Here is a 10,058-nt window from a genome sequence, read left to right on the forward strand (position 1 = left end):
TCGATATCCTCGTCGGTCAGCGTCGCCTGGAATTCGGCGGCGGCTTTCCGATCCGCCTCATCGAACGGCGGCGCGCCAATGCGATCGAGATTGTCCTGCATAGCCCGCTCCAAAGGCGTGTTCGCCAGCAGATTGGAAACCGCGCTGACCACCTGCGCGGTGACCCGGGTTTCCGTCATCAGCGCCGCCCCGTCGGCAATCTTGCGCACCCGCTCGATCAGCTTCGACAATTCCGGCAGCGTCGTCGCCCTGATCAGGTACCGGACTTTTGCAAATGCCTGCACCACATTCGGCGCCACCCCGCCGGCATCCAGGATCGCCGAATGCACCCGTGCATCGGACGGCATGTGCTCCCGCATGTAGTTCACGCCAACGCTCATCAGTTCCACCGCATCCAACGCGCTCCGCCCCAAATGCGGTGACGCCGCCGCATGCGACGCTCTGCCATGAAACGAAAAATCAATCCGGGTATTGGCCAGCGAATTCGCCGGGTTCACGCCGGTGAACGATGACGGATGCCACGATATCGCGATATCGACATCGCTGAACGCCCCAGCCCGAGCCATGAAGCCCTTGGCGGCGCCACCTTCCTCGGCCGGGCAGCCGTAATAGCGGACGCGCCCCTTGATGCCGTTGGTTTCCAGGTAGTCCTTCACCGCCGTCGCCGCCAGCATCGAGGCCGACCCCAGCAGATTGTGCCCGCACCCATGCCCGAAACCCGCACCCGGCAGCGGTTTCTCCTGCGCCACGCCTGCCTCCTGCGACAACCCCGGCAGTGCGTCATATTCACCCAGGATGGCGATCACCGGCCCGTCTTCACCGGCCTCACCCATCACCGCGGTCGGGATGCCGGCGACGTCGCGGGTGACGCGGAACCCCTTGGCCTCCAACATCGACGTGTGTTCGGCGCAGGAGCGAAACTCGGTATAGCAAAGCTCCGGCGTCTCCCAGACCCGGTCGGACAATTGGATAAAGTCGGCCTGATGGGCATCGACGAGACGCCAGATTTCTTCGGTATTGCGCATCGGCGGCTACTCCTGGATATGGCGAAAGCAGGTGACCAGATGGTCGTCCACCATCCCGGTGGCCTGCATGAACGCGTAGCATATGGTGGAACCGACAAAACGGAAGCCGGCTTTCTTCAGCGCCTTGCTCATGGCGTCGGAGACCGGTGTCGTCGCCGGCACCTGCCCGCGCTCGGTCCAGCCATTGCGGGTCGGCGTGTGATCGACGAACGACCACAGATAATGGTCGAGGTTGCCATGCACCGCGATCGCCGCGAGCGCCGCGCGCGCATTCTCCCGCACCGAGAAAATCTTCAGCCGATTACGGATCAGCGCCGAGTCCGCCAGCAGCTTCTCCAGCGCCGCATCGGTCATCGCCGCGACGCGTTCGATATCGAAACCATGATACGCCGCCCGGTAAGCATCCCGGCGGACCAGCACGGTGCGCCATGACAGGCCGGCTTGCGCGCCCTCCAGCGTCAGCAGTTCGAACAACGCTCGGTCGTCGTGCTGCGGCACACCCCATTCGCTGTCGTGATACGCCTGCATCTGCGCGTCGACGGTTTCCGCCCAATGGCACCGGCTGATGGTCATTCTGAACGCTTCCCGGCACGAAGGGCGGCCTGCCCGAGGTTGGTCTGCCGCGCCAAGCGAGGCCCCTGCGCGATCGACAAGACGGCGTCCAGGTCGGCAAGGATTTCTCCGGCCGCCGGCATCGAAAGAGACCGGAGACGCGACACGATATCCTGCGCCAGCACACGCAGACCAACCAGCGTCGCGTCGCCCGTCCGGAACTGCCCCGCGTCCAACGCCGCCACCACGGCCGCGGCGCCAGCAGCGAACACCGAGGTCAACGCCACGATGGCCCCCAGGTCCGCGGCCTGCTCCAGCGCCGCCCCGGTGAACAAGCCGATCGCGTGCCGCAAAGCACCCAGTGTGCCGAACGTCCCCACCGCATCCTCAATGTCCCGAAACGGCAGCGCCATCCGCTCATAAGCCGATCCGGGCTGTCCCAGCATCGCACCGGCGAACACCAGGCAGCCATCCAGCGTCAGCAGACAGTGTCTCGACGGCCGCAGCGCATGAAACCCCGGCATTTCCGACATCGCCAAACCCGATGTGCCCCGCGGGACGATGAATGCGCTGTAGCGCTTCCGGCCGGCTTCCTCGGCGGTAATGGCAAAGACGATAATCGCGTCCGCCGACGGGCCATTGCTGACCCAGGCCTTCTGGCCGGTGATCCGGAAACCGCCATCAACCGGATCGGCCCGCGTCGTCAGCAACTTCGGATGCGCCCCGACCTTCGGCTCCGAAATCGCCACCGCCAGCGCTCGGCCGCCCCATTCCGCCCGCTGCTCGTCCGTCCCGAACCCCAGGAAATGCCGCCCGACGAGCTGCCTGCCGCCCCATACACTGGCAACACCCAGCAACCCCGTCCGTTCGACCAACGCCGCCTTCACCCGAGCGATCGTCGCGTAATCCGGCGCGGGATCAAACAGCCCAGCTTCCCGCATGCCAGGCAGTGGATCACTTGCCGGATCGGGGCAGCGGGCCAACCAGTCATCAATCGCATCGGTCATTCTGTCAGTTTGGCATGAAGAGACTCACCATAACAGCGGGCTGAACGCACTGAATCCAGGGAAAACCTCGCCCCACCCGTGACACCGGCCCGCCCCTGCGCTACGTCCCACGCTGACGTGTGAACACACTTTCGACCAGCAGACTTGGGAAACACCTGACCGCCATGGCCAGCAGCAACGACATCCGAGCGACCTTCCTCGACTATTTCGCCCGCAACGGTCACACGCCGGTGGCAAGTTCGCCCCTGGTCCCGCGCAACGACCCGACGCTGATGTTCACCAACGCAGGCATGGTGCAGTTCAAGAACGTCTTCACCGGCCAGGAAAAACGACCCTACGTTCGCGCCACCACGGCGCAGAAATGCGTCCGCGCCGGCGGTAAGCACAACGACCTCGACAATGTCGGCTACACCGCCCGCCACCATACGTTCTTCGAGATGCTGGGGAATTTCAGCTTCGGCGACTACTTCAAGGAAGCCGCCATCCCGTACGCCTGGGAACTGGTCACCAAAGACTACGGGCTGCCCAAGGACCGGCTGCTGGTCACCGTGTTCTCGGAAGACGAAGACGCCGCCGTCCTCTGGAAGAAAGTCGCCGGCCTGCCCGATGACCGGATCATCCGCATCGCCACGTCCGACAACTACTGGCGCATGGGCGACACCGGCCCCTGCGGCCCGTGCAGCGAGATCTTCTACGACCACGGCGACCACATCCCGGGCGGCCCACCCGGCAGCCCGGACGAGGACGGCGACCGGTTCATCGAAATCTGGAACCTGGTCTTCATGCAGTTCGAGGAAGGCCCTCCCGGCACCCGCACGCCGCTGCCGAAGCCGTCGATCGACACCGGCATGGGCCTGGAGCGCGTCGCCGCCATCCTGCAAGGCAAACACGACAACTACGACATCGACCTCTTCCGTGCCCTGATCCTGGCCAGCGCCGAAGCGACCGGCCAGGATCCCGACGGCCCGTTCAAGACCAGCCATCGGGTGATCGCCGACCACCTGCGCAGCACGTCGTTCCTGATGGCTGACGGGGTGCTGCCGTCGAACGAGGGACGCGGTTACGTCCTGCGCCGCATCATGCGCCGAGCCATGCGCCACGCCACGCTGATGGGTGCGAAGGACCCGGTGATGCACCGCCTGGTGCCCGCCCTGATCCGCCAGATGGGCGCCGCCTACCCCGAGTTGGTGCGCGCGGAGACGCTGATCAGCGAAACGCTGCTATTGGAGGAAACCCGCTTCAAGAGCCTGCTGGAACGCGGCCTGCACCTTCTGGCCGAGGAAACCGTCCGTCTCGGCAACAACGAACCGCTGCCCGGCGCGGTCGCCTTCCGCCTGTACGACACGTACGGCTTTCCGCTCGACCTGACCCAGGACGCCTTGCGCGAACAGGGCCGAAGTGTCGATCTGGTCGGCTTCGAAACCGCGATGCAGGAGCAGCGCACCAGAGCCCGTGCCGCCTGGGCCGGGTCCGGCGACGCCGCCACCGAACGGGTGTGGTTCGAGATCAAAGAAAAGACCGGCGCGTCGGAATTCCTCGGCTACGCCACCGAAAGCGCCGAGGGCGAAATTCTCGCCCTGGTCGTGAACGGCGCCCAGGCCGACAGCGTTCCGGCCGGCACCGATGTCGCGGTCATCCTGAACCAGACCCCGTTTTACGGCGAAAGCGGCGGTCAGGTCGGCGACACCGGCACTATCTCCGGCCCCGACGGCCTGGTCATCACCGTCACCGACACCCAGAAGAAACTGGGCGATCTCTTCGTCCATCTCGGCCGTGTCGAGGCGGGTGTCGCGAAACCCGGCATCCCGGTGGTCGCCGTCGTCGATCACGCCCGCCGCGGTGCGATCCGCGCCCACCACTCCGCCACCCACCTCCTGCACGAGGCCCTTCGCCGCAAGCTCGGCACTCACGTGCAGCAGAAAGGCAGCCTGAACGCCCCCGACCGCCTGCGCTTCGACGTCTCCCAGCCGCGCCCGATCACGGCCGACGAACTGCACTGGGTGGAGGCTGAGGTGAACGCCCGCATCCGCGAAAACTCGGAGGTCACCACCCGCCTGATGACTCCGGACGCGGCCGTCGAACTCGGCGCGATGGCGCTGTTCGGGGAGAAATACGGCGATGAAGTCCGCGTCGTCGCGATGGGCGAACCGGATGGCAACAAACCGGCCTGGTCGATCGAGCTATGCGGTGGCACCCATGTCCGCCGCACCGGCGACATCGGCTATTTCCGGATCGTCGGCGAGACGGCCGTCGCCGCCGGCGTGCGCCGGATCGAGGCGGTCACAGGCGCCTCCGCCGAAGCATCAATCGCCGAAATCCAGGCCCGGCTGAACGACGCCGCCGGCGCCCTGCGCGCCGCCCCTGCCGAGGTTCCCGACCGCATCGCAGCGCTGCTGGACGATCGGAAGAAGCTGCAAAACCAGGTGGCGGAGCTGCAAAAGAAACTCGCGACCGGCGGCGGGACCGCGGCGGCCGAGGATATCGATGGTATCATGCTGTCGGCCCGCAACCTGGGCGAGGTGCCCGCCAAGGACCTGAAAGGCCTAGCCGAGGCGATCGGCAAACAACAGGGGTCGGGCGTCGTCACGCTGGTATCCACAGCGGACGGCAAGGCCAGCATCGTTGTGGCGGTATCACCGGACCTGACGGGCCGGATCAGCGCGGTCGACCTGGTGCGCGCGGCGTCCGCGGCAGTGGGCGGAAAGGGCGGTGGTGGACGGCCTGACCTGGCTCAGGCCGGCGGCCCGGACAGCACCAAAGCGGATGAGGCACTGGCCGCGGTGCGGGCGGCCCTGGCCGGATAACCCCCAAAAACGCAAAGCGGCCGTGAACCGAAGTCCACAGCCGCATTCGCTATTCAACGCCGAAGCCCATCCAACACGACCAGCCGAGACCGTTAGCTGATCCGGATCGACGTCGCCTCTGGCCCCTTGGCGCCCTGCACCACGTCCATCCAAATCGTCTGGCCCTCGGCAAGCTGCATGACCCCGGCCCGCTGCAGGGCGGAGGCATGCACGAACACGTCCTTCCCACCCTCGGATGGCGCCACGAAGCCAAAGCCCTTGGTCGCATTGTACCACTTCACGGTACCCTGCATCTCCACCGACGGACCGCTCGGTGCGCCCCGGCGCGGCGCGGCGCCACGGTCGCCGAACCCGCCGCCAGCCGGACCACGTGGTGCGCCGGCACCCATGCCGCCACCACGGCTGGCCGTCGGGGTCGCGGTGGTCTCGTCAACCGAAATCACCTCCGACACCTGGCGGCCTTTTTGGCCTTGACCAATGCGCACCCGCAGGGTCGCCCCCGGACTGACGGCATTGTGGCCTGATTGGTTGAGCGTGTTCGCGTGCAAGAATGCATCACCCGAACCATCCGACAGCGCCACGAAGCCAAACCCTTTTTCAGGGTTGAACCACTTGACGGTCGCGTCATGTTCGGGGCCGAAACCCGCCGAGGAGGGCCAAGACGGTGCGGCCCGCGGCAATTCGCCTGGCGGAGCACGATCAAAGCTGAAGTCGTCATCGAAGCCGCGGCGCCGGCTTGGGCGTCCGCGGCCGCGGTTGGTCATGTTCAAGAGAAAATCGTCCCCATTATCATAAGCGTTGTTCATGGCGGCCATTGCCACTGTCGACATGTTCGCCGGCTTGCACCCGTTCGGGTAAGGCGTACCTGGGTAAGCATAACAAACTCGCCAAGCATTGCATACCGTATCCAAATGGTCCACGGCGGATGCTTTAACTATACCGGGTGAAGTGCATTTCGCCCATAGCGAATCGACAAAAAATCCGCCAGGGGCCGATTCTTCGCCCTTACGCCAGCCGGGGTGTAACGTTCGCGTGATGAATCGGCCCGCCGCAAACCGCCGTCCGCCTATTCGTCGTCCACAAACGGGTTCTTCGTCCCACGCAACTGCAATCGGATCGGCGTGCCGGGCAACTTGAACGTCTCGCGAAGACTGTTCACCAGATACCGCGTGTAGTCTTCCGGCGTCTGTTCGGCGCGCGTGCCGAACACCACGAACGTCGGCGGCCGAGCCTTCGCCTGTGTCACATAGCGCAGCTTCAGACGGCGGCCGCTGACCAAGGGCGCCTGATGGGCCTCCAGCGCATACTCGAACCAGCGGTTCAGCTCTCCGGTGGGAATGCGCTTGTTCCACACCTCATGCGCCAGCCGGACGGCCGGCAACAGGCGGTCCACACCGGCCCCGGTCAGCGCGGACAGGGTCACCACCGGGATGCCCTTCATTTGCGCCAGGCTGTCCTCCAGCCGTTCCATGATCGCCTTGCGCGTGGCATTGCGGTCGGCCACCGCGTCCCATTTGTTCAGGGCAACGATACAGGCTCGGCCTTCACGTTCGACTAGGCGAGCGATCTGCAGGTCCTGGTCATGAATGCCCTCGGCGGCGTCCAGCGTCAGCACCACGACCTCGGCCATCTTCAACGCCTGGATGGCGGAGCTGACAGACATCTTCTCCAGCGGCTCCTCCACCCTGGCTCGGCGGCGCATCCCGGCGGTGTCCACCAGTTCGATCGCCCGCCCCTGGTCGTCCGACAGGATCGTGGCCACGGCGTCGCGGGTCAGCCCGGGCTCCGGGCCGGTGATCATCCGCTCCTCGCCCAGCAGGCGGTTGATCAGCGTCGACTTTCCGGCATTGGGACGGCCGACGATGGCCAGCTTCAAGGGGCGGTTGTCGTCAAAATCCTCAACGGGCTCCGGAACCGCCGGCGGCAGGCGATCGGCGATCTCCGACATCAGGTCGGCCACGCCTTCCCCATGTTCGGCGGAAACGCCAACCGGATCGCCCAGGCCCAGCGCATACGCATCAAGAATCGAGGACGTCGCCATGCGCCCCTCGGCCTTGTTGGCGACCAGCAGCACCGGCTTGCCCTGGCGCCGCAGCCACTGGGCGAAATGCTCGTCCTGCGGCGTGACACCCGCTCGTGCATCCAGCACGAACAGCACCAGATCGGCCTGCGACACCGCGCTCTGAGACCCCGCCCGCATACGGCCGGCCAGGGTTTCGGGCGCGGATTCCTCAAGCCCCGCGGTGTCGATCAGACGCACCATGCGGCCGCGCAACTGCGCCTCGGCATCCTTGCTGTCGCGCGTCACGCCTGGCGTGTCGGCAACCAACGCAATGCGCCGGCCGGCCAAGCGGTTGAACAGCGTCGATTTGCCGACATTGGGTCGCCCGGCGATAACAACAATCGGCAACGAGGGCGGCAACATGGATCCTACCTGAGCGCGATCAGCCGCGCATCGTTGGAAACCAGCAGCACCGTGCCGCCGGCGACGACGGGGGCGAACGGCGCGGCCGACTCCGACAGCGTAATATGGCCAAGAATATCTCCGGTATACGGGCTGACCGACAGCGCATCCTGGCTGGTTCCCGTCACGATCAGCCGGTCGCTGACCAGCAGCGGGCCGTACCATGTCAGCGTATGCTTCTTCGTCTTGGGATCGTCCCACTGCGGAAGCTGCGTGACCCAGGCGACCCGGCCGTCGGCGATGCTCAGGGCCGCGATCTGCTGTTCGGCGGAAATCAGGAACATCCAGTCACCGGCGATGTAGGGCGCGTCCTCACCAGCGACCTGCCGATCCCACACCCGCCGTCCGGTCGGGACGTCGTTGCAGACCAGCAGGCCACCCATGCTGATGGCATACACCAGCCCGTTGACAATCACCGGCAAGCCGCGGATCGACAGAAAATCCACCGTCGACGCCCGCCCCGCGGACGCACCCAGGCCGTCGGTCCAGACGACGCTGCCGCTGTCGGCCCGCACGCAGGTCAGCTCTCCTGATCCGAAGCCGGCCACGACCAGCCCCTGGTAATACGCCGGTGCCGGCTCGCCCAGCATGGCGGTCACCGGGGCGGTGGCCTCGTGGGTCCAAAGCTGGCGGCCATCCGCCGCGGTATAGGCCAAAAGCCGGTCGTCGATCGTGATGACGAACACCCGGCCGTCGGCGATCGTGGGCGCGGAGCGGCCCGGCACCCCGATGTCCTGCCGCCATTTCTCCTTGCCCGTGGCGGCATCCAGCGCAACAAGCTGCGACAGCCCGTTGACCGCATACATGGTCGTGCCGTCCGCCCCCAGGCCGCCGCCGACATTGGTGCTGTGGCCGCGGTCCTTCGGCTTGGTATCGACCCGCCACAGGCGATTGCCGTCAGCCAGGCTAAAGGCGGAAACCTTGGCATCGGAGTCCATGGCGAACACGATGCCGTTCAGGACGACCGGCTGCGCCATGATGACTTTCCGCAGGCCGCCGCCGTCGCCGATGTCGACCTTCCAGGCCTCGGCCAGGTGGTCGTTGGCCAGCAAATGCCCCATCAGATGCGTTGGATTGCCACCGGCCTGCGGCCAGGCGGCGTTCCGCACGGCCGGCGGCAACACAACCTTCGGCATGCCGTCGCTCACCGTCAGCCCGCCGCGACCCGAGAAGATCGACTCGCGTTTGCCCGGCAAAGGCGGTTTCTTCGCGGCGAACCAGGAATCGAGCGACGAGCATCCCGCCAGCGCAAGCGGGGCCAGCAGCGCGGTCCGGCGGGTCAGCAGACCGGTTTTCGAAGACGCATTCACGCTCACGCCAAGGCTTCCCTGTCGGTTGGTTGGTTCGGCCGTCATTTCGCCTCTTGCGGGCCCAGCCCCACCAGCAGGGCATTCGCTCGGGCCCGCAGGCCGGTCGGGGACTCAAGCCCAGCCGCCAGCGTTTGCAGCGTCTTGCGCGCGTCATCGACTTTACCCTGCCGCAGGTCCAGCACCGCAAGCTGCTCCTGCGCCAGCGCCGACCACGGATTGCCGGGTGCGGCCAGCGGCTTCAGCCGAGCCTCAAGCTGGCCAGGATCGCCGTGGTCCAGCTCACGTTCGGTCGCCAGCAGAGAGGAGAGGTCGCGCAGCAGCGGGTCGGCGTTAGAATCGGCGGCGACGGCGTTCCACAGTGCAACCGCCCCCGGCACGTCGCCGGCATCGGCTTTCAGGCCGGCGGCGCGCATGCGGGCGAGGGTCCGGTAACCCTCAGGCGCATCGGCGGCGAGTCTGTCGAGGGCTGCAAGCTGCGCCGCCTTGTCGGTGCCGGGCTGCTCCAACGCGGTCTGCACCGCGACATAACGCCCGGCAACCGCGGCATCCTGCTGATTTTTATGGCGGCTCCAAAGCTGCCAACCAGCCGCGGCACCGACGATCGCCACGATGACGACAATCAGCAGCCATGCGTATTTCTTCAGCAGCTTTTCGGCACGCTCTGCCCGGAGGTCTTCCTCGATCTCGTCGAAAATATCAACCACGCGGATTCTCTCGCCTGCCTGTACCTGCCACCGCACCCGAACGCCGGCGGCGGCGGACCATAGCGGCGTCGCGGTGTGGCCGCAAACCGGTGGTTCGGCAAGGGTTCATTTACTTTTAGGGCGCACGATGCGGGGATGAAAACGATTCTCCTATTGAGTCTCCTTCCGTTGGCGGGGTGCGGCATGACCGAC

8 protein-coding genes are annotated in these 10,058 nt (G+C 66.1%); 1 reads left to right on the forward strand and 7 read right to left on the reverse strand.

Annotated features, from left to right (window positions below; genetic code table 11):
- The 3 genes from GSQ89_RS35915 to GSQ89_RS35925 form a co-directional block, all read right to left on the reverse strand.
- Positions 1-1,025, reverse strand: a 1,025-nt coding sequence (locus GSQ89_RS35915; protein ID WP_158932898.1) for an amidohydrolase, incomplete at its 3' end; no start/stop codon positions are given.
- Between the two features lie 6 nt (positions 1,026-1,031).
- Positions 1,032-1,598: a DNA-3-methyladenine glycosylase I gene (locus tag GSQ89_RS35920; RefSeq protein WP_158932899.1), complete on the reverse strand. Its 567-nt coding sequence runs from the start codon at positions 1,596-1,598 to the stop codon at positions 1,032-1,034.
- Positions 1,595-2,584, reverse strand: a complete 990-nt coding sequence (locus tag GSQ89_RS35925) for an acyl-CoA dehydrogenase family protein (protein WP_158932900.1) — start codon at positions 2,582-2,584, stop codon at positions 1,595-1,597. Before GSQ89_RS35925 ends, GSQ89_RS35920 begins: the two co-directional genes overlap by 4 nt.
- A gap of 164 nt (positions 2,585-2,748) precedes the next feature.
- On the opposite strand from GSQ89_RS35925, the gene alaS reads away from it, so the two are divergent.
- Positions 2,749-5,388, forward strand: a complete 2,640-nt coding sequence (gene alaS / locus GSQ89_RS35930; protein WP_158932901.1) for an alanine--tRNA ligase — start codon at positions 2,749-2,751, stop codon at positions 5,386-5,388.
- Between the two features lie 92 nt (positions 5,389-5,480).
- On the opposite strand, the gene GSQ89_RS39930 is transcribed toward alaS, so the two are convergent.
- The 4 genes from GSQ89_RS39930 to GSQ89_RS35950 form a co-directional block, all read right to left on the reverse strand.
- Entirely contained in the window at positions 5,481-6,194 is a 714-nt protein-coding gene (locus tag GSQ89_RS39930; protein WP_305782269.1) for a cold-shock protein, read from the reverse strand.
- A 260-nt stretch (positions 6,195-6,454) separates the two neighbouring features.
- A complete protein-coding gene (gene der / locus GSQ89_RS35940; protein WP_158932902.1) occupies positions 6,455-7,813 on the reverse strand; it encodes a ribosome biogenesis GTPase Der in 1,359 nt (452 codons plus the stop codon).
- A gap of 5 nt (positions 7,814-7,818) precedes the next feature.
- Entirely contained in the window at positions 7,819-9,168 is a 1,350-nt protein-coding gene (locus GSQ89_RS35945; RefSeq protein ID WP_158932903.1) for a PQQ-like beta-propeller repeat protein, read from the reverse strand.
- A 35-nt stretch (positions 9,169-9,203) separates the two neighbouring features.
- A complete protein-coding gene (locus GSQ89_RS35950; RefSeq protein ID WP_158932904.1) occupies positions 9,204-9,866 on the reverse strand; it encodes a tetratricopeptide repeat protein in 663 nt (220 codons plus the stop codon).
- Positions 9,867-10,058: the final 192 nt, after the last annotated feature.

Source organism: Acidisphaera sp. S103 (assembly GCF_009765975.1).
In the GTDB taxonomy this organism is placed as follows: domain Bacteria; phylum Pseudomonadota; class Alphaproteobacteria; order Acetobacterales; family Acetobacteraceae; genus Rhodopila.

Bases quoted from the DNA above. Each gene is read 5' to 3' on its own strand.
- alaS (WP_158932901.1), top strand. From the start codon at position 2,749: ATGGCCAGCAGCAACGACATCCGAGCGACCTTCCTCGACTATTTCGCC.
- GSQ89_RS39930 (WP_305782269.1), bottom strand. From the start codon at position 6,194: ATGAACAACGCTTATGATAATGGGGACGATTTTCTCTTGAACATGACC.
- GSQ89_RS35920 (WP_158932899.1), bottom strand. From the start codon at position 1,598: ATGACCATCAGCCGGTGCCATTGGGCGGAAACCGTCGACGCGCAGATG.
- der (WP_158932902.1), bottom strand. From the start codon at position 7,813: ATGTTGCCGCCCTCGTTGCCGATTGTTGTTATCGCCGGGCGACCCAAT.
- GSQ89_RS35925 (WP_158932900.1), bottom strand. From the start codon at position 2,584: ATGACCGATGCGATTGATGACTGGTTGGCCCGCTGCCCCGATCCGGCA.